This window comes from Xylanibacter brevis ATCC 19188 (assembly GCF_000621725.1).
Taxonomy (GTDB): Bacteria; Bacteroidota; Bacteroidia; order Bacteroidales; family Bacteroidaceae; genus Prevotella; species Prevotella brevis.
Genome location: NZ_JHXM01000001.1, coordinates 267,506 through 290,795, shown reverse-complemented (window position 1 = coordinate 290,795; position 23,290 = coordinate 267,506). Strand labels below are relative to the sequence as shown.

At 50.2% G+C, this 23,290-nt stretch carries 14 protein-coding genes and 1 pseudogene; 8 read left to right on the top strand and 7 right to left on the bottom strand.

What is annotated here, in order from left to right:
* The 3 genes and pseudogenes from T433_RS0100915 to T433_RS0100905 all read right to left on the bottom strand — a co-directional run.
* Positions 1–278, bottom strand: a pseudogene (locus tag T433_RS0100915) (hypothetical protein); the annotation flags it as partial.
* Between the two features lie 13 nt (positions 279–291).
* Positions 292–6,807, bottom strand: coding sequence for an RHS repeat-associated core domain-containing protein (locus T433_RS16095; protein ID WP_155808243.1), 6,516 nt, complete (start codon positions 6,805–6,807; stop codon positions 292–294).
* Positions 6,786–7,211, bottom strand: coding sequence for a T9SS type A sorting domain-containing protein (locus T433_RS0100905; protein ID WP_027454492.1), 426 nt, complete (start codon positions 7,209–7,211; stop codon positions 6,786–6,788). The genes T433_RS16095 and T433_RS0100905 overlap by 22 nt, the downstream gene beginning before the upstream one ends.
* A 277-nt stretch (positions 7,212–7,488) precedes the next feature.
* Between T433_RS0100905 and T433_RS0100900 the strand changes: the two genes are divergently transcribed.
* From T433_RS0100900 to T433_RS0100885, 4 genes are all read left to right on the top strand, one after another.
* A complete protein-coding gene (locus T433_RS0100900; RefSeq protein ID WP_044108915.1) occupies positions 7,489–8,454 on the top strand; it encodes a glycoside hydrolase family 43 protein in 966 nt (321 codons plus the stop codon).
* Between the two features lie 1,037 nt (positions 8,455–9,491).
* Positions 9,492–10,577: a glycoside hydrolase family 43 protein gene (locus T433_RS16365; RefSeq protein ID WP_044108951.1), complete on the top strand. Its 1,086-nt coding sequence runs from the start codon at positions 9,492–9,494 to the stop codon at positions 10,575–10,577.
* 55 nt (positions 10,578–10,632) lie between these two features.
* A complete protein-coding gene (locus T433_RS0100890; protein WP_027454490.1) occupies positions 10,633–11,616 on the top strand; it encodes a CDP-alcohol phosphatidyltransferase family protein in 984 nt (327 codons plus the stop codon).
* A 27-nt stretch (positions 11,617–11,643) separates the two neighbouring features.
* Entirely contained in the window at positions 11,644–12,690 is a 1,047-nt protein-coding gene (locus T433_RS0100885) for a lysylphosphatidylglycerol synthase transmembrane domain-containing protein (RefSeq protein ID WP_044108913.1), read from the top strand.
* Here T433_RS0100885 and T433_RS0100880 read toward each other — a convergent pair.
* The 4 genes from T433_RS0100880 to T433_RS0100865 form a co-directional block, all read right to left on the bottom strand.
* Positions 12,687–13,859: a BaiN/RdsA family NAD(P)/FAD-dependent oxidoreductase gene (locus tag T433_RS0100880; RefSeq protein ID WP_027454488.1), complete on the bottom strand. Its 1,173-nt coding sequence runs from the start codon at positions 13,857–13,859 to the stop codon at positions 12,687–12,689. The genes T433_RS0100885 and T433_RS0100880 overlap by 4 nt on opposite strands.
* A complete protein-coding gene (gene rnc, locus T433_RS0100875) occupies positions 13,856–14,884 on the bottom strand; it encodes a ribonuclease III (protein ID WP_027454487.1) in 1,029 nt (342 codons plus the stop codon). The genes T433_RS0100880 and rnc overlap by 4 nt, the downstream gene beginning before the upstream one ends.
* 60 nt (positions 14,885–14,944) lie before the next feature.
* On the bottom strand, positions 14,945–16,207 hold the full coding sequence (gene fabF / locus T433_RS0100870; protein ID WP_027450805.1) for a beta-ketoacyl-ACP synthase II: 1,263 nt from the start codon (positions 16,205–16,207) through the stop codon (positions 14,945–14,947).
* Positions 16,208–16,385: 178 nt separating this feature from the next.
* Positions 16,386–16,622, bottom strand: coding sequence for an acyl carrier protein (locus tag T433_RS0100865; RefSeq protein ID WP_027450804.1), 237 nt, complete (start codon positions 16,620–16,622; stop codon positions 16,386–16,388).
* A 205-nt stretch (positions 16,623–16,827) separates the two neighbouring features.
* Here T433_RS0100865 and T433_RS0100860 point away from each other — a divergent pair, with 205 nt between their 5' ends.
* From T433_RS0100860 to T433_RS0100845, 4 genes are all read left to right on the top strand, one after another.
* Positions 16,828–18,135, top strand: a complete 1,308-nt coding sequence (locus T433_RS0100860; protein WP_044108911.1) for an MATE family efflux transporter — start codon at positions 16,828–16,830, stop codon at positions 18,133–18,135.
* 185 nt (positions 18,136–18,320) lie between these two features.
* Positions 18,321–19,787 carry a glycoside hydrolase family 125 protein gene (locus T433_RS0100855; RefSeq protein WP_027454485.1) on the top strand — a complete coding sequence of 489 codons (1,467 nt, stop codon included), beginning with the start codon at positions 18,321–18,323 and terminating at the stop codon, positions 19,785–19,787.
* A 5-nt stretch (positions 19,788–19,792) separates the two neighbouring features.
* Positions 19,793–22,162 carry a glycoside hydrolase family 76 protein gene (locus T433_RS14240; RefSeq protein WP_027454484.1) on the top strand — a complete coding sequence of 790 codons (2,370 nt, stop codon included), beginning with the start codon at positions 19,793–19,795 and terminating at the stop codon, positions 22,160–22,162.
* 48 nt (positions 22,163–22,210) lie between these two features.
* Entirely contained in the window at positions 22,211–23,158 is a 948-nt protein-coding gene (locus T433_RS0100845; RefSeq protein ID WP_428837364.1) for a glycoside hydrolase family 43 protein, read from the top strand.
* Positions 23,159–23,290: the final 132 nt, after the last annotated feature.

The window sequence follows — 23,290 nt, the reverse complement described above, 5'->3', positions numbered from 1 at the left end:
AGGAAACCAGGATATCCGGAATAGAGATAACCAAACCAATGATTGGCCCATCCTATATGGTATCCGCTTTTCTTGTCATAGAAGATTTTTTCCTTCGCCGTTTGTACTTTTGACATACGTTCATCATACTTTTTCTTATATTCTTTTGTAAAAAGATACTTTGGTACAGGGGAAAGCAGAATATCTACTATCCTCTCCATAAAATCTCCAATTTTTATATCACCAAGCCACAAACAATAATGTATGGCATTTAAAAAGTATTCAAATTTCTTTTTCATTACTCACAACAAATCAATAACCATAAATCATATCAACAGAACTTGTTCCTATCCAGCTACCACCAAATGAACCGGCAATTCCTCCTGCAGCACCTCCAACAACACTGCCAATAAGCGCTCCAGGACCAGCGCCAACGCCACCAAACCATACGCCAATTGCGAAGCCTGCTTTTGCGCCCAATGTTGCACCAGCTGCTGCACCAGCCCATCCGCCTGCGACATCGGCAGTCGCGCGAGCCGTATGATATCCAACTTGATATTCATCTTTTCGATAGCCATCATAGATTTCTTTTCCACTTAAGATGTAGCCTAAAGGTCCCGTAACTTTTGTTATTCCATTGCCAATTGTTGTTAGTTTCATTGTCTTCACATACTTATTTCCATAGAAACCTCGTTGTCCCGCATTACGAAAATAAAACTTTCCGTTGCTACCAACAGTAGAGTTCCCGCTGTTCTTTTTCAAAGACTTTCCTATGCAATCAGCAGTTGTGTTTATTGCCAAAGCAAATGACAGATAATCTGAGAACGCTGATGTTCCATCAGGGGTGCATACAATCTCAGGAATCTTTCCCTGAATATTTCCACTTGAATCGTGCGTATATGAAACAAATCCACTTCCATCATGAGCACTATGGTTTAATACTGCAATCTGCATTCCCTGGAGCGCACCTTGTAGGAAATCTCCACCTGTTGCCCACGCTGCAACGCCACCTGCGACAGAAGCCAAGGGAACCATAAGCCTATTATCCACATTTAATGCCTGGCAACCAGAACCTAGACCTGAAGAAATCGCACCTGCGAGAAAACCACTGCCAAATGACTCTCCACTCAATACACTAATCACGCCACTTGAAAGGCCATGAGCCCCTGCTCTCAACAACTCATGTCCAAAGTTGCCTATTGAGCCGAACATTTGACCAATTCCATATGAAAAACAAGATGACAACAGACTTACCCCTGCCGCTTTCCAAGGATTCTCTCCGTTACCCCAAGCCATCATTGCACTAGTATACACGCCGTAGGCCGCGCCAAGAAGTATCAAGTCATCTATTCCAAACAGCTCACCGCTCGGATCCGTATATTTCAGTGGATTATTCAAACAGTAGCTATAGCGGTTGAAACTTTGCGAAAAGTTTGGTAGCTGTACATAGTTATCAGGACTGAAGAATCTTCCGAGAATGGGGTCGTACAAGCGGCCGTTCATATTAATAATACCAAACTCCGACAGCATCTCGTGGCCGGTGTAGCCACGATGCAGACCAATTTCGTTGAGTGTCACGGTCTGCTGCCCCCATGCATCGTACGAGGCATCAAACACATTAGCGCCATCTTCATCAACCACGGAAAGAATACTACCAAGATTATCTGTAAGGGCAAGATAAGGTTTGAACTTGCCATTCTCTTTAATAATTATTGTATTGCCATCCAAATAATAGAACTCACGTGTAACGCCGTTTTCCGTTATTTTCTCATAGTTGCCCGCATAAACAGTTGTTCTTTCCTCCTGACCGTCGGTTGTCAACGAGGAATACCAGCGTTCTAAGTCTGGACCATAGACAATGTCCATACGTTTGCTATTATCCTCGTTTTCAATAGACTGTATCTTTCCCAAATCATTGAAGACAGTTGATAAGGCATCAGAGGGAATCATCCCATCCATATTGTCTACTGACATAACAGCATGCGGTTTGAACGTACTGTTATAGGTATAATTTCCTATGCCAGTTTTTGAAAGAATATTGCCATTAGAGGCATATGAGATGTTCATCACATTTGTCAACTGCCCATGCTCAGTCACGGTCCTTGCTGTACTTGTACTTACCGATGTCAGCCTATCCAAATTGTCATATTCGAATACCTCTACACTATGATTATCACGTTGGCGGGCCAGAAGGTTTCCCGTTATGGAGTCATAGCAGGTCTCATACCTATCTTTCACTTTCCCTGGATATCGATTCCAAGGTTTCAATGTCATGTTGCTGTTTACTGTCACTAAAGAAATATCCTCTTTACTATTTATGTTAGATAATACCTTGGCCCTAAGTTTCTCTAATAGAACAACGGATTTATTATGCCCGTTATTGTCTTTAGTCCTTTTAAGGCAATAACAATCGAAATAATATGTTTCTGTGACAAGACCGCTGTATGCTCCCAGATGCCATGAAATCTTGCCGTCTGCAATGTTTCTTGTCTTAAAACCATAGTCATCATACTCATATGACACTTCCAAACCGCCAGGATAAGTCGTCTTGTCCAATCGATTTCTGTCGTCATAATGATAACAGAACTCGTAGCGACCTTCTCCTGCAATAGTACGCACCTCCTTATGGGGACGTCCATATTTATCGAAATCTTGATACTCAACAGAATTGCCACCCATCGCCATCTTGGTCAGTTGAAGCTTCTCATTCCCCCTTGTGCCATAAGTATAATCTATGACATTCGCTCCAATTTTTACTTTCAAAAGCCGGCCAAGGGAATCATAGGTCTTATTTGTAACAATTCCTCTTGCATCTGTTTGTTTCAGCAGTGTACCATCAGCAGCATATTCATAGGTTATAGTACCTGCATCGGGGTCCGTCAGGGATATTTGATTCCCAACTTCGTCATATTCCATGCATACAGCCATGCCATTGGTAACAACCCTATCAGGTTTACCATTGGATTTATAGTAATATCTGACCTCCGTGCCTGCAGCATCAGTTGAGGATACTATGTTGCCCCATGCATCAGTCTTCCTTGTATTACTACGTTCACCCATAGCCTTTGTGACGGTGCGGTCACCATAGCTGTAAGACACTATACTGCCAGAACTTAATTTTTCTATACTTAGGCGTCCGAGCTCATCATAAACAAATGATTCTGCCATAGAAAGCAAACCTTCAGTGTTAGTGACTTTCTTGACAAGTCCCTTAGTATCGTATTCTGTAGTTTTAGAAACCAGCACATTCTTAGGGCCGAAGCTCTGTTGTAAGACCTCGTGGCCAACATTGTCATACCATGTCAGTTTCCAAGGACTTTCAGATTTCTTTTCTAATGCATAGTACTTTTTATCCTCACTATCTCCCCAACCTATAGTTATCAAGGTTTTAGTCCCATCAGGTGCTTGCGAAGAAACCATCTGCCCCCATCCGTCATAAACATATAAGGTGGTTAAAGGATTTTCGGGATTTGTGATATCGCTTTCCGTTATTTTATGGCCCCATATGTCGTAAGTATACATGTTGACCGTCGCGCTGGGATACTGATAGCTCTTAGTTACGAACCTTCCGCTAGTATCAAAGTCGTTATGACGCATGAAGAATTTAACTCCTTTACCGAGGGAAACAGACTTGTCACAATTACCATAGACATCATAGTAGAAATAGTTCGTCAATTTCAATGGCTGCCCATAATTCAAAATCTGAGTAAGAATATTGCCATTGTCATCATATTTATATTTCGTAATGTTTTCATATGGTAAAGCGTCATCTATATGTTTCTGTTTTGTGGTTACTATTTGAGGAAGCCATACACCAGCCTTATTTACAAAATCAGCATATTTTACTTCTTTATACATATCACTGCCGTCATTCTCTATCTTCTGATTAAGAATGACGCCTTTTTCCAAATCATACTGACTTGTTGTTGCTACAGTATGACCGTACATATCTGTTGCAAGATTATATGATTCATAGGCAAAATATGTATTGCCAACATTCTCTATTGTTGTGTTAGAAAGGACTGTAGAAGTATTCTCGCCAATGGTTGTGACGACTTTGGTTTTTACAGGAATCCATCTCTCCTGATCATATTCCTCGATTGTAGATACAATTTGCTCGCCAGTTGTAGTATTGGAAGTCATAGTTTCTGAGAAGCCTAGCATACCAGCACCTTTCACATGAACCTTAAGATCCTTGTAGGAATACTCCGTTGTCTGTGCACCGGCTATGCCATTCGTAGATATTACATTTCTTACTACCGAAAGGGGAAATGAATAAATATTGACAGGAGATGTATTTTCACTGGAAGAAGAGGTCTTCGTGTAAACTACAGGATTAGTAGCTAGAGCATACGTGATACTTGTCTTATTACCCATAGAATCCGTAATCCTGACAATCTTTCCAGACTGCGTCACGTCTGCCTGATTCTTATACACATTTATCTTGTCCTCAACAAAAAAGCCGTCAATGTTAGTCAAATCACTACCGTAGTTTGCAACCTCGGCGTATCCGTCACCATTAAAGTCACCAACAAAGATTGTTGGCTCATTTGCATCTTCCTTGTGTGTATTCGCCATACTTCCGAATAACTTTAGTTTTGTTCCGTCAGAGTAGAGCCATCTTATTCCCGTGTTTATGTACCTGTAATAGCTATGCGAAAAAATGTTTCCGCTATGGTAGGTATAGTTTGCCTTGCACACCATTACGTCCGATTTCCCGTCGTGGTCATTGTCGTATACCAACAATGCAAAAGCATGATCATCCTTGCTAGAATCACCATAATCCCTGACGCCAACATCATCTGACTTAGTGGAAGTAAAACTTCCGTCTCCGTTATTACGAGCAGTCCAAAGACAAGTCTCACCAGAAACATTATACACGAAATCTGTTAGTCCGTCTCCATCGAAGTCTCCCTGGTCAACACGCCAATAGTCGCACAAATCGGTTCCGGTCTTTGAATTGGAGTCCTTGAATAGCTGTGAGAAGTCTGAACCGCCATTATTGAATAATATTTTGTAGCCATCATTATGTAGCAGGATTATATCTATAAGACCATCATTATTGTAATCAGCACAGAATAGTTTCTTGGGCTCCTGCGGGATACTCAGCGAAAAGTCCGTCCGCATAAAGCCGTTGTTTTCTTTTACTATAAACGCAGGGAAGGTTCCATTCTTTAGGCTTTGCTCTATGCATACAAATTCATCCTTGCCATCTCCATCCGCATCAAATACAGCTATCAGCGGGGCTTTCTCTGATGCATTTGTGTTTATGTAAATTGGCTCTGCCGGCACTCCGGCTATTGAGCTTTTATGACCATATATCACCCAAAAGGCTAACTGAGCATAATCATTGTCTATCTGATTATAATAAGGGAATACCAAATCGTTATAGCCATCGCCATTTAGGTCAGTAGCGCGTAGTCCAGCCATCTCACGGATATAATGATCCATATTGAGTGGAGTCGGTATTTGGATCACGACGGGGAATTTAAAGGTTATTTCTCCAGATGGAGACAATTTGCTAACACTAATATATACATTTGTCTTATTGACTTCATACCCTTGGTTTCTTTCGTTATACTCTATAACATTCTCATCGGAAAGTCTTATAATATCACTAACTCCATCTCCATTCACATCTACAGCAAAGAAGATCTTATTAGACTCTTTTACCATAGGACCATCCTTTGTTTCAACATCTATCGGATTGTTTTTGACGGTTGCTGATGGTAGGTGGTGCCATTCCAATTGTATCGGAGCATGGCACATTCCGGTTCCGGTTTCTTCGCGGATGCTTGTCAGTCGGGTGTATTTATATGTACTTTGATCCGATGTTGAGTCATACAACAACTGGTATTTTCGCCAAATGGTATCATTACAAGATGTCGTGATAGAGGAAATACATTTACTGATTCTTCCTTTCTGATCCTCTATATTGAAGAAACTGCTATTATTGCCCATCAACAAATAATTGAAGAGAACCTTATTAGTGATACCACGGCTTTTCTGGCTATTCAGACCATATGTTATGCAATGGAGGTAGGCGTAAAGCTCACTGACAAGATAATCGTATGTCATGTAGTTGCCATAGACATCCTCAACTCTGTTGATATACCAGGAAGCTATGCGGGGGGTTCCACTTTTGTTCACATAGTTAATAGCCGAAGTTTGACTGTTCCCATACTGATAGGTCTTTCCGTCTGCGGTCTTTACTTCAAACCATGTGTTTGTGGTTTTGTCATTATAAACTCCATGCGCAATCACTCTTGTATAAGGGTCGCCCTCAAGACAGTACTCAGCTCCTTCCTGACAAGAACTGCCAGACTGAAGTATTAGGCGTTTGCCGTCCAAGAAAAGATTGTCATTTGCCGTATATGTTACTCCACTAATACTATTGTCATGGAACAATCTCTTCCCTCCTCTCGTTATGGAAGATATCCCAGAAACGGTGAAACCATAGCCTGCCAACCCATAACCAGAACTTTGGCTATTATATACTAGAGATATCTGAGGATTAAGGCCACCACCATTAGGACAGTCAATAGCCAGCTGATATTGAGCAGCACCAGTTCTACTAACAGTTAGTTCTCCTGCTGAATTACCAACATCATATATATTTTGCACCACTGGGATGTCTGGATGGTCAGGATCAACGGTCGGAACCGTAGGTTCTTCTGGAAGATTGAAATCGACTGGTGGCGTTATTGGGTCTATTGGAAAATCAGGAAACAATTTTTGCGAATAGCAAACGGATGAGGATCCCAATAAAAAGGAGAATAACAAAAGGGTGTTATTAAGAGCGGTTCTCATTTCTTTGTAATCTTCCAAGTTGTGACTATTCCATTTAAAGTAACTTTCAAGATATAGATGCCATGTGACCTGTCGCTGAGATCTACCACAGTTTCTGAAGAGAGAGAACAACTAAGTACTTTTTCACCGCTAAGAGTATAAACTTCTACGTTTCCTTCATCCGCAGACAGCATGCGAAGTACGGTAATAATTATAGCTCCCGTATTATTAGAACTGATTCTAACGGTTTCTCCACCTAACTCGTCATAATAGACATTTTCTTTGGAGAACGATCTCTTTGGAGAACGGGAACGTGCTATCACAAGTTCACGCTTAACTCTGTTTCCTGCTTCATCATAAGCGAAGCGAACTTCATTCTGTGCATTCAGACTTGGACATGTCATAAAAGCAACAGACAAGGATAAAACAATCTTTCTGTACATGTAGCTTATAGTTGAATATTTTTAAAAACATTTGCGGTGCAAAGGTAAAAAAAATTTTTTTAAAACGCAATTACATATAAATCTTTTTACAAGAAATAGAGTATAAGCAAAAGGTAGCGTTTTGTAGCACGTTATGCTCTTTTCTTGTCAATGTTGGGGGGAAAGGATAGTTAACAAGTCCTTATTGTAGCATAATTCAGGAAATAATGCTTATCTTTGCGGCATGAAACTAAAACAACTATTACTAGTATTTCTTCTTTGCTTTGTGTTCGTGCCTATGACGATGGCACAGCCTCATTCTAACCGTTCACCTCGCGGATGGACGGTCAGACATCTGCCAACAGACTCTATCCGACTGAGCGACCCGGCAGTGCTGCCCGATAAAAAGACGGGCCTGTATTACATGACAGGCACGGGCGGCATGATGTGGCGCAGCCAGGATCTGAAAATATGGGAGGGACCTTTCCGCGTGACGGAGTTTGAACCCAACTCGTGGATGGGACCACACCCCATGATATGGGCAGCAGAGCTGCACCAGACGGGCGATGGCTACTATTATTTTTTTGCAACGTTTACCAATCAGGCCGTGAAGATTGACTCGGTGCGCGGCAACGTGATAGAGCGACGCGCCTCGCAGGTGCTGCGGGCCGACAACCCCATGGGACCCTATCGTGCCTTTGGCGATGCAGCCTATCTGCCTGCCAACCGCCCTACGCTCGATGGCACTTATTGGCGCGATGCCGACGGCAAACCCTATATGGTGTTCTGTGGCGAATGGCTGCAAAACTGGAACGGCACCATCGAGAAGATAGAACTGAAGTCCGACCTCAGTGGCACCATCGGTGAACCGAAGGTGCTCTTCCGTGCCAGCGACTCGCCCTGGAGCCGTGAGAAGGACGACGAAGGACGCATCACCTGGAACAAGGTGACCGACGGGCCGTGGGTCTTCCGCACCGCCACAGGCCGACTGGGCATGCTGTGGACCTCGTGGATCTATGATGTATATACACAAGGTGTGGCCTATTCCGAGAGCGGGACGCTGGACGGACCGTGGATACAGGAGCCAGAGCCCATCACACCGCCAGGGTTCGGTCATTCGATGCTTTTCCAGCGCTTCGACGGACAGTGGATGATGTCGGTGCACCACCACTCCAAAGACGCCCACGGGCGCACCATTCGCATACCACACTTCTTCGAGGTGGACCTGAGCGGCGACAAACTGATTGTAAAAACTCAAAAATAAATCCTTGACCAATGAAACGATTCTTTTACACCCTGATCCTGTCCGTGGTGGCTGTTATGCCAATGGCAGGCAAACAGAAACGCACACTCACCGAGAAAGATATGGGTGCCTATCTCTTCACCTACTTCACCGATCCCACCCACTCGCTGTTCATGGCCATTAGCTATGATGGTTATAACTTCACACCCGTGAACAATGGTGAACCTATCATTGCCGGCGACAGCATTGCAGAGCAGAACGGCATACGCGATCCACACATCTACCGGGCACCCAACGGCAAGTTCTATATAGCCATGACCGACCTGCATGTGTTTGGCAAGCAGAAAGGTCTGCGCACCACACAGTGGGAACGCCCCGACAGGTATGGCTGGGGCAACAACCGCGGACTGGTGCTGATGGCCAGCGACGACCTGATTCACTGGACGCACCATGTGGCACGCATTGATAAGCTCTTTCCAGAAAAGTTTGCAGAGATAGGATGCGCCTGGGCACCGCAGACCATCTGGGACCCCACGGTGGGCAAGCCCATGGTCTATTTCACCATCCGCGAGAAGGCCGGCGAGCGCACCAAGCTGTACTATAGCTATGCCGATGAGGCTTTCACCACACTGGAGACCGAGCCCCAGCTGCTCTTTGAATACCCCGACGAGCAGACACAGGTGCTCGACGCTGACATCTGCCCGATGCCCGACGGACGCTACTTCATGACCTATGTGTCGCAAGAGAACCCTGGCGGCATCAAGTATATGACGAGTGACCGCATCAACCACTTCGACGATTACCATGCCCAGCAGATAGACGGCGAGAACAGTGGCTGCGAGGCCCCCAACGTGTGGAAGCGCCTCGGCGAGAATAAATGGGTGGTGATGTACGATATCTACAGCGTCAACCCTCATAACTTCGGCTTTGTGGAGACGTCCGACTTCAAGACCTTCAAGCCGCTGGGTAGGTTCAATGAGGGTGTGATGAAGATAAAGGGGGTGAAGTCGCCCAAGCACGGTTCGGTGATTCATATCACCAAGGCAGAGGCCAAGCGACTGGAACAGTATTGGAACCAGCAACAACAGAAGCCGCGTACCCTTGCCAATGGCGCACTGTGGCGCGACGAGAGCGGACGCCACATCAATGCCCACGGTGGCGGCGTCATGAAATATGGCGATACGTATTATTGGTTTGGCGAACATAAGGACGACCATACCAGCAATGCCTTGGTGGGCGTGATGTGCTACGCCTCGAAAGACCTGGTGAACTGGCGCAACTGTGGCGTGGCGCTAAGCGTCAGCGACGAGCGCGGCCACGACATAGAACGCGGCTGCATATTGGAGCGACCGAAGGTAATATATAATAAGGTGACGGGCAAGTTCTGCATGTGGTTCCACCTGGAACTGAAAGGACGGGGCTACGCAGCCGCTCGCTATGGCGTGGCAGTGGCTGATCGCCCCGAAGGACCTTATAAGTTCTTGTATTCGCAAAGGGCCAATGCGGGCACGTGGCCTGTGGAAATGCAGAACGCACAGAGTCAGGCGCTATTAGACACACTCCACGTGGCCCACTTTGAGAAGTGGTGGACGCCAGCATGGTACGAAGCCCTGCGAAACGGACTCTTCGTGAAGCGCGACTTCGCCACAGGGCAGATGGCGCGCGACATGACGCTCTATGTGGATGACGACGGCAAGGCCTACCACATCTTCTCGTCGGAAGACAACATGACACTGCACGTGGCTGAGCTGACGGCCGACTACCTGCATCACACCGGTCGTTACACCCGTGTGGCAGCAGGCGGACAAAACGAGGCACCGGCCATCTTCAAGCACGACGGCACCTACTGGATGATTACCTCGGGTTGCACCGGTTGGGACCCCAACGAGGCCCGCATGTTCTCGGCACCCAGCATCTGGGGCCCATGGACGCAGCACCCCAATCCCTGTCGCGGACCCAAGGCCGAGAAGACCTTCGGCGGACAGAGCACTTACGTGTTGACGCTCGACGACGGTCGTCATATCTTCATGGCCGACATCTGGCGTCCGCGCCATCCCCGCGATGCTCGTTACGTCTGGCTGCCCATTGATTTTGAAGACAACAAACCCGTTGTGCGCTGGTGTGACGAATTTTGTGGAGAATAATTTGTTTTATTCCTCACTTATTAGTAACTTTGCGGAGTTTTTAGAAAAAAGGACCATGAACGAAAAGATACTAAAGAGCCTAAAATCAACGGAAACGGAGGATATTTTTGATCTTTATATAGTTCGCCCGATATGTTATTATCTGGCAGAATTCTTCAATAAGTTCGGTATTCACCCCAACACCGTGACCATTTGGTCGATGGTGTTTGGGGCTGCCAGCTGCTTCTTCTTTGCCCATGGCAGCTATCACTATGAGTCGTGGGCAGGACTGCTGTTCAACCTGGTGGGCATCCTGCTGCTGATGGTGGGCGACATCCTGGATTGCACCGACGGACAGTTGGCGCGCATCTCGGGCAAGAAGAGTCGCATGGGTCGCATCCTCGACGGTGTGGCCGGCTTTGCGTGGTTCACCCCCATCTATTTGGCCTTGATCTGGCGCTTCTATCAGCACCACGACATCGAGTTCGGATGGCTGGGCATCGAAGACACACCCACGAATGCCATCATTGCCACCATCGTGGTGTTTGCCCTGGCTGCCTATTCCGGTTTGCACGGACTGGCCGGACAGCAGCGCCTGGCCGACTATTACATCCAGGTGCACCTGTTCTTCCAGAAGGGTGAGAAGGGCTGTGAGCTGGATAACTCCGAGCGCCAGCAGGAGATACTGGACCAGATGCCTAAGGATGCTCCCTTCGTAGAGCGCCTGTTCCAACAGCAATACGTGGAATACACCAAGAAGCAGGAGCGCGTGACACCGCAGTTCCAGCGCCTGATGGCCGTGTTGAAAAAGAAGTTTGGCGCCTGCGACCAGATTCCACGCGACGTGCGTGCACAGTTGCATGCCTGCTCTAAGCCGCTGGTGAAGTGCGTAGGTCTCATTGTCTTTAACTTCCGTTCGGCCTTCCTGTTCTTGTTCTGCCTGCTCGACGTGCCCGTGCTGAACTTCCTGTGGGAGATCATCGGTCTGGGATTCATTGCATGGTGGATCAACCGTCGCCATGAGGCCTTCTGTAAAGAGATGGTGGAGAAACTCTCTTAGGTTGTAATTAAAAGAACGGGCATACACATGACGTGGACTAAAAAGAAAATCAATAATTTCTTATTCTTTATTGGTGTATTGGCTGTCGTGGTGATGATGTTCACCTTCGACGTGAGCTTCGTAGAACTGTGGCAGCACATCTGTCACGCCGGCTATTGGCTGATACCAATCGTGGGTGTGTGGGTGTTTGTATATGGCATCAACGCCTTGGCATGGCAGAGCGTGATACGCAGCGTGAGCAGCGACGACGAGCACGTGGGCTTCTGGCGCATCTTCCGTCTCACCATTACGGGCTATGCCCTGAACTATGCCACACCCGTGGGCGGACTAGGCGGCGAGCCCTATCGCATCATCGCCCTGTCGCGCGATATGAGCAAGGAACATGCCTCCTCGTCGGTGGTGCTCTATGCCATGATGCACATCTTTGCCCACTTCTGGTTTTGGTTCACATCGATATTCCTCTATCTGGCGCTGGTGGCCATTGGCGACCTGAAACTGACGCCAGTGATGGCCTTCATGTTTGCCTTGGCCATCGTCTTTTGTCTGGTGGCGTTCTACCTCTTCTCGCGTGGCTATCGCAAGGGCCTGGTGGTGAAGGGCGTGCGCTGGATTGGCAAGGTGCCGGGCCTGAAGAACTGGAGCGCCCGCATGCTGGAGACGCATGCCGAGACGCTGCATCATGTGGACGAGCAGATTGCTGCCTTGCATCATACCGACAAGCGGGCCTTCTATAGCAGTCTGCTGCTGGAGTATTTTTCACGCGTGGTACAGAGCCTTGAGATTATGTTCATGCTGCTGCTTTTTGGCATCGACTGTGGTGGCGGCATGAGCGGACTGGTGCTGACGTTCCTGCACTCGGTGCTGATACTCTCGTTCACCTCGCTGCTGGCCAACCTGATAGGATGGCTGCCCATGCAGATAGGTGTGCAGGAAGGCGGCTTCGTGGTGTCTATCGCTGTGATGGAACTCTCGGCTGCCCTCGGCATCTTTGTCAGCATCATCTGCCGTGTGCGAGAAATCATTTGGATTCTTATCGGTCTTCTACTGATGAAGCTCGATAAGACGAGTAATTAAGCATTTACTGATTGACTGATGGCTTGGGCTACGGTATAGGCTGTGGTCCAGGCTGCTTGGAAATTGAATCCACCCGTGACGCCGTCGATGTCGAGCACTTCGCCGGCGAAGTAGAGGTGTGGCTGGATGCGACTCTCGAGCGTCGAGGGGTTGACGGCCGACAGGGCCACGCCACCGCAGGTCACAAACTCGTCTTTGAAGGCGGCACGGCCTTGGATGGGGTAGGTGTCGTTGACCAGCGTGTTGGTGAGTCGGTTCAGCTCTTTGCGGTTGAGGCTGCCCCAGGGAGCATGTGCGCGGGCGCCCAGACTCTTCTCCAGCAGGTAGTTCCACAGGCGGGTGGGGAGGTTGAACGGGCGTACAGACGACAGCTGCTTCTGGCGGTTGGCAATGATGGTCTCGTCGAGCACCTGCAGCACCTCGGCCTCATTGCTGCCTGTCCAGTTGACTGCCAGCGGCATCTGGTAGTGGGCTTCGCTCAGCGCTCTGGCAGCATAGCTGGAGAGACGCAGGATGCAAGGACCACTCATCCCCCAGTGTGTGATCAGCAGGGCGCCAGAGGCCCTGAACTTGGTGCCGGGAATCATGGCGCTGGCCTCGACCACGGTGCCCATCAGGTCGCGCAGTTTGGCATCGTTGATGCTGAAGGTGAACAGTGAGGGTACGGGCGTCTCCAGTTCGTGGGAGGCCAGCAGGGTGGACTGTGGCGACAGGCCGCCAGTGGTGACGGCGATGTAGTCGTAGTCGCTCAGCTGTTCCAGTGTGTGTACGCGCTGATTGGTCTTGATGGTGATGCCCAGTCGGTGGGCCTCGCTGAGAAACAGGTTGATGATGGTATGTGAATCCTGTGACTGCGGGAAGACGCATTGGTCTTCCTGAGTGACCAGTTTGACACCGCGCTGCTCAAACCATTGATAGGCAGCGCGGTGGTCAAACTGCTTGAAGAGGCGTTTCAGCAGTCGGTGGCCGCGCGGATATACATTCTTCAGGTCTGCAACCTCACGGAAAGAGTTGGTGCAGTTACAGCGCCCGCCACCCGAAACTTCTACCTTTCTTAATACGCGTGAGCCGGCTTCAAGAATGTCAATCTGCATTCCTGGACACATTTCTTTCAGGTTGATGGCCAGAAAGAAGCCTGCTGCGCCGCCTCCTACGATTGCTGTCTTCATGCGTTGTAAGCAGCGGCCTCGGCAGCTGCGATAATATCTTCGCGTGACTGTTCCTTGGGCTGATGGCTGATGTCCGAGAGGTCAAACTCATCAACATCGTTGCTGCCGGCAGTCTCCTGCTTCTTGGGCTCGGCAGGCTTGTCGGCTTTCTTTGGAGCCTCGTTCTTCTCGCTCTTGTCGCTCTGGATGATGAACTCCTTCTCCTTCTCCAGGTCGGGAGCAATGGCCGTGGGCTCTTCCTCCATCTTGGTGCGCTCGGACTTAGCCTGGAAGATGGCATCGATGAACTGCGGTTCGCGACGCAGGCGCTGCAGCGTCTCCTTTGAGGCGTTCTGCTGGGCCTCCTTCTTCGAGAAGCCCTGACCCTTGCCGCCTTCCACGCCCTCGATCATGACCACAAAGCAGAACACGGGCGAGCCGTTCTCGTCCTGCGATTCCTTCTGTATCTTGAAATCCATGCGTACGCGGTTCTTCTGGGTCCACTCCAGCAGCTTAGACTTGAAGTTCACCTCCTTATAGGCCACCTTGTCGATGTTCACCATCTGAGCCAGGATGCGCTGCTTCATGAATGTCATCACGGCATCGTAGCCCTGGTCCAGATAGATGGCACCAACCAGTGCCTCGAAGGCGTTGCCAGCCATATAACTGTTGTGCGAGCGCTGGGTGCCGCTGCTCTGTATCAGTTCGGTGAGTCCCATCTCCTGGGCCAGTTTGCCCAATGTCTCTCGGCTCACCAACTTAGAGCGTGTGTTGGTGAGAAATCCTTCTCGTTTGCCGGCAAAGTGCTCATAGACGATGTGTCCCACCACGGCATCAAGTAGTGCGTCGCCCAGAAACTCCAAGCGCTCGTTGTTCAGCGGACGACCCTTCTCGTTGCGCTTACCAGAGCTCTTGTGTGTCAGGGCCGTTTTGTAGTACTTGATGTTGTGGGGGTAGAAGCCGATGATGGCACGCAGAGAAGAATAAAGCTCCTTTTCCTTGCGGAAAGGGAGCTTTATACGATTAATGATATCTTTAATCTTCATACTTATCTTCGATGAATTTTCTTTCGTTCGAAAATGAAAGCACGCTTTCACTTTGCTCACTTACTCTGAAAATTTCTTGAATACAACGCAGGCATTGTGTCCGCCAAAACCGAAGGTGTTGCTCAGACCAGCGCGTACGGTGCGCTTCTGTGCCTTGTTGAAGGTGAAGTTCAAGTTATAGTCAATCTCGGGATCCTCGTCGCCATCCTCATGGTTGATGGTGGGAGGAACGATGTCGTTCTTCACAGCCAGGATGGTGGCCATAGCCTCTACAGCGCCAGCGGCACCGAGCAGGTGACCAGTCATTGACTTGGTAGAAGAGATGTTCAGCTTGAAGGCAGCGTCGCCAAAGACTTCCTTGATAGCCTTTGCCTCAGAGATATCACCTACGTGTGTTGACGTACCGTGTACGTTGATGTAGTCGATATCCTCGGGCTGCAGGTTGGCATCCTCCAGAGCGTTCTTCATCACCAGCTTAGCGCCCAGACCTTCGGGGTGAGAAGCTGTGATGTGGTGAGCGTCGGCACTCATGCCTGCACCAACCATCTCGGCATAGATCTTGGCACCACGAGCCTTGGCGTGCTCCAGTTCCTCGAGGATGAGACAACCAGCACCTTCTGCCATGATGAAGCCATCACGCGAAGCGCTGAATGGACGGCTGGCCTTCTCGGGCTCGTCGTTGCGAGTTGACAGGGCGTGCATGGCGTTGAAACCACCAACACCGCTCTCGCAGATAGCAGCCTCGGCACCACCGGTAACGATGGCGTTGGCCTTGCCCAGACGAATCAGGTTGAAGGCGTCAGCCAGTGCGTTGCTTGATGAAGCACAAGCTGAAGATGTGATGTAGTTGGGACCATGGAAGCCGTACATGATAGAGATCTGTCCGGCTGCGATGTCGGCAATCATCTTAGGGATGAAGAAGGGGTTGAACTTAGGACCGTCCTCGCGATGAACACCGTAGTAGGTGATCTCGTCCTCGAAGGTCTTAATACCGCCAATACCTACACCAAAGACAACGCCGATGCGGTCTTTGTCTTCCTGCTCAAGATCCCATCCGCAGTCTGCTACAGCCTGCTTGGCAGCAATCAGGGCCAGCTGAGTGTAGCGGTCCATCTTGCGAGCCTCTTTGCGATCCAGGAAGTCGTTTACGTTGAGGTTCTTCACCTCACAAGCAAACTTGGTTTTGAAATTTGTGGTATCAAAATGTGTAATAGGTGCTGCTCCGCTTACGCCATTGATGAGGTTGTTCCACATCTCGTCGGGAGTGTTGCCCACTGGTGTAACTGCGCCCAGACCTGTTACAACGACTCTTTTTAATTCCATAGGTTTTATTTTTGTGAAGACTGAATAGTGAATAGTGAAGAGTAAAAAATATGCTTCCGATACAATATCCCTAAAAAAAGAGTGAAGAGTAGAGAATTTACTACCGTCCTTCGTCCTTTTCAGTGAAGGTCATAGCGGTAGCAAATTCTTCACTCTTCACTTTTCACTATTATCCTTTTTACTTCGCGTTCTCCTCAATATAAGAAATAGCATCGGCAACGGTGCCAATCTTCTCGGCCTTATCATCGGGAATAGAGATACCGAACTCCTTCTCGAACTCCATGATGAGCTCTACAGTGTCCAGTGAGTCTGCACCCAGGTCGTTTGTGAAACTTGCTTCGGGCTTAACCTCTGCCTCATCAACACCGAGCTTATCAACGATAATAGCCTTTACTTTGCTTTCAATTTCTGACATGATTTTTTTCTTTTAATTGTTAATACTTATGTTCAATGTGATTAAGTTTTCTCCAAAATCGGGTGCAAAGTAACTCATTTTCTTTCAATTACGCAAATTTTTTTTAAGAAAACTACCTTTTGTGTGCACACACAGGGTGCTTTTGTGCAATATATATTACTTTTTTTAAGCAATCTTGCTGATTTTTATTACTTTTGCATTCGAGATGGATACATCATTGAACAAAAAAATCATAAATTTGGCGGTGCCGAGCATCGTTTCCAACATCACCGTGCCTCTTTTGGGCCTCTGCGATGTGGTGGTGATGGGGCATGTGGGGGGTGCGCGCCATATTGGAGCCATCGCCGTGGGGTCCATGATTTTCAATGTGATGTATTGGCTTTTCGGATTCCTGCGCATGGGCACCAGCGGGCTCACGGCACAGGCTTTTGGCGCTCGCCAACTGCAGGTGGCCGCCACCATGTTGCGCCGCGGTTTGCTGGTGGCGCTGGCGGTGGGACTGCTGATCGTGGTGCTGCAGTGGCCTTTGCGCCACCTCATGTTCTTTCTGATGCAACTCACGCCCGAGGTGGCACCCCTTTGTGCCTCTTATTATAATATATGTATATGGGGAGCACCTGCTATGTTGGGCCTCTATGTGCTGATGGGATGGCTGATAGGCATGCAGAACACGCGTGTGCCGATGCTGCTGGCCATCGGTCAGAACGTGGTCAATATCAGTATGTCGCTCTTCTTGGTCATTGGCTTCGACATGGAGATACGCGGCGTGGCGCTGGGCACGATGGTGGCACAGTGGTCCACCTTTCTGGTGGGCATCGCCTTGATACTCAGGTTCTATGGCCGAATGCTCAGGCGCCATCCATCGCCGTGGCGCGAACTCTGTCAGGGCTTGGCCCGTTTCTTCAGCCTGAACCTGGACATCTTCCTGCGTACGGTGTGCCTGGTGGCCGTCAATCTGTACTTTACTTCGGCTGGCGCCCGCCAAGGCGCCGAGATACTGGCAGCCAACACGCTGCTGTTGCAGTTCTTCATGTTCTTCAGTTATGTGATGGATGGCTTTGCCTTTGCCGGCGAGGCCTTGGCAGGGCGCTATCAGGGTGCCCGCAACCAGGCCATGCTGCAGCGCACCATCCGCTATATCTTCGGTTGGGGTGTGGTGGTGGCCACGCTCTTCACGCTGGCATATTATCTGGGCGGCACCACCGTGCTCAGCCTGCTGACCACCGATGCCGCCGTGGTACTGACGGCCACGGGCTTCCTGTGGTGGGCAGTGGCCGTGCCCTTTGCCGGCATGGCCGCCTTTGTGTGGGACGGCATCTTCATCGGCATCCTGCAGACGCGCGGCATGCTCATTTCCTGTTTGGTGGCAGCCCTGTGCTTCTTCCTCATCTACTGGCTGCTGTTCCCCGTCATGCAGAACCACGCCCTGTGGCTGGCTTTCATCGCCTATCTCCTCGCCAGAGGGGCCGTGTGTACGCTGTATCAAATGAAGAGCAGCCCTTTTACCGCTTAAAAGCACCCGTTTTGCCGCTAAAGAGCGACAAAAATACGCGGCAAAGGAGGCTGAACAACAAGAAAAAGAACGACCATTAGAAACACTTTTTTTGTTTTTTGATTTGTTTTTTCTTTCATATCATATAAATAATGTGTAATTTTGCACGCAGAACTGAATAGTAACTAGTAAAACAACGTATTTTTATGAACCTAAAACCAATTGCTTTGTCAGTAATGGTCGCCATGGCTATGCCCGCGGCGGCACAGTCAAACCAAGTATCCATGAAGTATGCAGACCAGATCGCTGTGCCTGCCGACAACATTAAAGTGTGCCGACGTCCGTCAGCCAAAGAGCGTCTCTTCCATGCCGAGGTCATAGAGAAGAAGATCAAGGAGGTAAAGAAGCTCCTGAAGGATGCACCCTACCTGGCTTGGATGTTTGAGAACTGTTTCCCCAACACGCTGGATACCACCGTGCACTACAGTGATAGCGAGGGCGACGATGACACCTTTGTCTATACTGGCGATATTCACGCCATGTGGCTGCGCGACTCTGGCGCACAGGTGTGGCCCTACGTGCAGTTTGCCAAGGAGGATAAGGACATCCGCAAGATGGTGCGCGGCACCATTCTGCGCCAGCTGAAGTGCATCATCATCGATCCCTATGCCAACGCCTTCAACTTCGGTCCCACCGGTGGCGAGTGGCAGAGCGACTATACCGACATGAAGCTCGAACTGCACGAGCGCAAGTACGAGATCGACTCGCTGTGCTATCCCATCCGTCTGGCCTACTACTACTGGCTGGTGACGGGCGACGACAGTATCTTTGGCGACCTGTGGCAGCAGGCCATGCAGAAAGTGCTGCAGACCTTCCGCGAGCAGCAGCGCAAGGAGAACCACGGTCCATACCACTTCGAGCGTAAGACCAACCGCCAGTTTGACACCACCAGCAACAACGGTTACGGCACACCCGTCAACCCCGTTGGCCTGATCGTGTCTTCTTTCCGTCCCTCAGACGATGCCACCACGTTCCAGTTCCTGGTGCCCTCTAACTTCTTTGCTGTCACCTCTCTGCGCAAGGCTGCCGAGGTGCTGACCAAGGTGAACCACAATGCCACCCTGGCCAAGGAGTGCAAGGTGCTGGCCGACGAGGTAGAGACAGCGCTGAAGAAATATGCAGTCTATGACCATCCTAAGTATGGCAAGATCTATGCTTTCGAGGTGGATGGCTTCGGCAACCACCTGCTGATGGACGACAGCAACGTGCCCAGTCTGCTGGCTATGCCTTACCTGGGTGATGTGCCCGTAGATGATCCTATCTACCAGAACACCCGCCGCTTCGTGTGGAGCAAGGACAACCCCTATTTCTTCAGCGGTAAGGCTGGCGAGGGTATCGGTGGTCCTCATGTGGGCTACGACATGGTGTGGCCGATGTCTGTCATGATGAAGGCCTTCACCAGTCAGGACGACGCTGAAATCCTGTGGTGCTTGCAGCAGTTGGTGAACACCGACAATGGCACGGGCTTCATCCACGAGTCTTTCCACAAGGATGATGCCTCCAACTATACCCGTTCGTGGTTTGCTTGGCAGAACTCGCTCTTTGGTGAACTGATCCTGAAGTTGATTGACGAAGGAAAACTGGAGCTTTTGAAGAAAGTGCAGAAGCAGTAAACACCATGAAGAAGTCTTTTTTTAGTTTGATCCTCCTGGCTGCATCTACTGCAGCCATGGGGGCTATAGAGGTGGGCAAGAGCTATCGCATCGCGCCGGTGGCCGACACCTCCAAGTCGCTGATGGTCAGCAATGCCAGCACGAGCGCTGGTGCGCCAGTGGTGGTGTGGACCGAGACCAACGTGCCCGCCCAACAGTGGACGGCTGAGGATGCTGGTGATGGAAAGATGGCCTTTCGCAATGTCTATACGGGCATGTATCTCGATGCCACCAGTGCTTCGCTGACACAAGTTGCCAACCAGACGGGCTGGACGCTGACTGCCAATGCCGAGCAGGCAGGCTGCTACACGCTGAAGCAGAGGTTGTCACTCCGTCTGACCAACCCCACCGAGGGGCGCCAACCCATCGCTGGCGGCACTGGCACGCTGTGGCTCCTCGAGGAGGTTCAGCCACAGACCACCTTCGACGAGACGGCACGCCAGCGCATGCTCAACGGTTATCTGCAGCAGTATATGCAAGACCGCGGCACGGGCTACCGCACGTTCTGTGCCGGCGGATGGGGTGAGGCCGAGACCCTCGAGAGCATCCTCGACTGCTATGAGGCCACGGGCGACAGCCGTGTGCTCGATGTCTTCGAGTCTTGTTATAACTATCTGAAGCAGCAGGTAGGCAGCAGCTGGAATAAGCTGGTCTATAAGGATGACTATAAGTGGTATGGCCACGACTTCAACGACGACGTGATGTGGCTCATCATTGCGGCTGCCCGTGCCCATCTGTTGACGGGCAAGACGGCCTATCTGGCCGATGCCAAGAACAACTTCAACACGATTTGGAATCGTGCTTATCTGGGATATATCGGTATGTTGCGCTGGGCCGAGAACTCGGGCGATCGCAATGGCACCAACTCGTGTATCAACGGACCTGCCGAGGTGGCTGCCTGCTACATCGGCATGGGCACCGGCGACGAGAGCTACTTTGAGAAAGCCCGCGAACTGTATCAGAATCAGCGCCAGTACCTGTTTGAACCCTCTACCGGAAAGGTGTGGGACAGCGTGGTACTCGACCCCAACACCCTGGCGGTGAAGAGTCGCAACAACTGGGTTTCTACCTACAACCAGGGCACCATGCTGGGTGCTGCCATCTTGTTGTACCGCCATTATGGCACGGAGCAGTATAAGCAGGATGCTGACAAGATTATCAACAGAGCGCGCGTTGACCTCTGTAATAACGAAGGCATCATCCATGTTTGTCAGAGTGCCGATGGCGACTTCCAGGGCTTCAAGGGCATCTTGATGCGCTATGCTGGCCTGTATGCTCGCGAGTTCAACAACGAGGACTACCAGCAGTGGGTGCTTGCCAACGCAGCGCGTGCCTACAACAACATGAACTCTCGTTCGTTTGGTCATTCCGCCTGGTTGACCAAGGCCAGCGAGGACTTTATGTTCGGCAGCGGCAACGATGCGGTTGACTACAGCCTCCAGGGTTGTGCCTTCGGTGGTGCAGCCTCGTTGGCTGCTGCTTTCAGCGTGCCTGTAGGAAAACTGCAAAAAACAGCCATTTCATCGGACGACGCGCAGCGCGAAGAGAATCGCAGCATGGCCTTCACCTATCAGGCCGAGCGTGCTGGCCATTACATGGTGAAGGTGTACTATCGTGCCGACGGCAAGACAAACGTGTCGCTGACGGTTAATGACGGCAGCGCAAGTTCTAACTCGTTGGCTTCCACCGGTAGTACACTGGGCCAGCGCATGCTGTTCGCCACCCTCAAGGCTGGCGAGAACACCCTCACTCTCAGCAACAGCAGCAATAAGTTGCCCGCCATAGAAAAGATAGAGGTGACCTACCTCAGCGACGTTTTTAATCAGTTGGAGGCAGAGCATGCCGTGACCACCGGTCAGGTGACGCTGAGCCAGTCGGACGACGCCTCTGGCGGCATGTATGCCCGCAACATCGGTAATGGCTCTTCAAACACGATCACCTTTAAATACGATGCTGCTGAGGCTGGCGACTACTATGTGGACGTCACCTATTTCTACTCGCAGAACCGCCAGATGTACGTCCGCGTGAACAACGGCACCAAGGCTTCCACCACCTACGAGAGCACCGGCTCGCTGGATGCGGCCAAGGCCAAGGTGAAGCGCCTGCAGGTGACGCTGAAGGCCGGCACCAACCTGCTCACGTTTGGCAACGATAATGGCGGTGCGCCCTATATCGACAAGATTCAGCTCACCCGAGTTGACGACCCCGCCGCCATTGTCCCTGTGGTAAAAAGCTCGCAGTCGCAGGCCTGGTATTCGCTGACAGGCGTCAAGTATGATGCGCCCGTCAGGCCTGGGCTCTACATCCACGGCAACAAGAAGGTTTTGGTCAAATAAATAAAAAGGATTATGATGAAAAAGATAGTTTTTGCTCTTTCGCTGCTGATGTGCGCAGGTTCTATGACCTATGCCAAGAAGGTGCGCACCAGCGGTAACCCCCTGTTCCAGGGGTGGTATGCCGATCCCGAGGCTGCCGTGCTCAACAACCAGTATTGGATATTCCCCACCTTCTCTGCCGAGTACGACGACCAGTTGTACTTCGATGCGTTCTCTTCGCGCGACCTAGTGAAGTGGAAGAAGCACTCACGCGTGCTCACCAGCGAGAATGTCAGCTGGGCGCGTCGTGCCATGTGGGCACCAGCTATTCTTGAGAAAGACGGTCTCTACTACCTGTTCTTCTCGGCCAACGATGTTCACGAGGGCGAGGTAGGCGGCATCGGCGTGGCTGTCAGCAAGAAGCCACAAGGCCCCTATAAGGATGCCCTTGGCAAGCCCCTGATTCAGAATATTGTGAATGGTGCACAGCCCATCGACCAGTTCGTGTTCCGCGATGACGACGGTCAGTACTATATGTACTATGGTGGCTGGGGCCACTGCAATATGGTCAAGATGGCCCCCGACCTTCTCAGCGTGGTGCCGTTTGCCGATGGAACCATGTATAAAGAGGTGACCCCCGAGAACTATGTTGAGGGACCTTTCATGCTGAAACGCGGCGGCAAGTACTACTTCATGTGGAGTGAAGGCGGCTGGGGAGGTCCCCACTACAGTGTGGCCTATGCCATCAGCGACACGCCCATGGGTCCGTTCAAGCGCATCGGCAAGATTCTGCAGCAAGACCCAGCAGTGGCCACCGGCGCTGGTCATCACTCTGTGGTGAAGGGAGCCGGCGCCGACGAGTGGTACATCGTCTATCACCGTCGTCCGTTGGGCGACACGGGGCGCGATCACCGCGTCACCTGCATCGATAAATTAGAGTTCGATGACCAAGGATTTATCAAACCCGTCAAGATGACTTTTGAGGGCGTCAGCCCCTCTCCGCTTAGAAAAAGGTAGCTCCGGCTACCTTTTTTTTGCCTTGTATAACGCCAAAAAGCTAATATTTTCGTTATACAAAACCCGTTTCTCCGAAATTATAATTGCTTGAATATCAGTTATGTTACGATTTGTATTAATCGTTTTCCATTA

Coding starts and splice junctions, on each gene's coding strand:
- T433_RS0100890 (WP_027454490.1), top strand. CDS start 10,633: ATGAACGAAAAGATACTAAAGAGCCTAAAATCAACGGAAACGGAGGAT.
- T433_RS14240 (WP_027454484.1), top strand. CDS start 19,793: ATGAAGAAGTCTTTTTTTAGTTTGATCCTCCTGGCTGCATCTACTGCA.
- T433_RS0100885 (WP_044108913.1), top strand. CDS start 11,644: ATGACGTGGACTAAAAAGAAAATCAATAATTTCTTATTCTTTATTGGT.
- T433_RS0100880 (WP_027454488.1), bottom strand. CDS start 13,859: ATGAAGACAGCAATCGTAGGAGGCGGCGCAGCAGGCTTCTTTCTGGCC.
- fabF (WP_027450805.1), bottom strand. CDS start 16,207: ATGGAATTAAAAAGAGTCGTTGTAACAGGTCTGGGCGCAGTTACACCA.
- T433_RS0100865 (WP_027450804.1), bottom strand. CDS start 16,622: ATGTCAGAAATTGAAAGCAAAGTAAAGGCTATTATCGTTGATAAGCTC.
- T433_RS0100900 (WP_044108915.1), top strand. CDS start 7,489: ATGACGATGGCACAGCCTCATTCTAACCGTTCACCTCGCGGATGGACG.
- T433_RS0100905 (WP_027454492.1), bottom strand. CDS start 7,211: ATGTACAGAAAGATTGTTTTATCCTTGTCTGTTGCTTTTATGACATGT.
- T433_RS0100845 (WP_428837364.1), top strand. CDS start 22,211: ATGTGCGCAGGTTCTATGACCTATGCCAAGAAGGTGCGCACCAGCGGT.
- T433_RS0100860 (WP_044108911.1), top strand. CDS start 16,828: ATGGATACATCATTGAACAAAAAAATCATAAATTTGGCGGTGCCGAGC.
- rnc (WP_027454487.1), bottom strand. CDS start 14,884: ATGAAGATTAAAGATATCATTAATCGTATAAAGCTCCCTTTCCGCAAG.
- T433_RS0100855 (WP_027454485.1), top strand. CDS start 18,321: ATGAACCTAAAACCAATTGCTTTGTCAGTAATGGTCGCCATGGCTATG.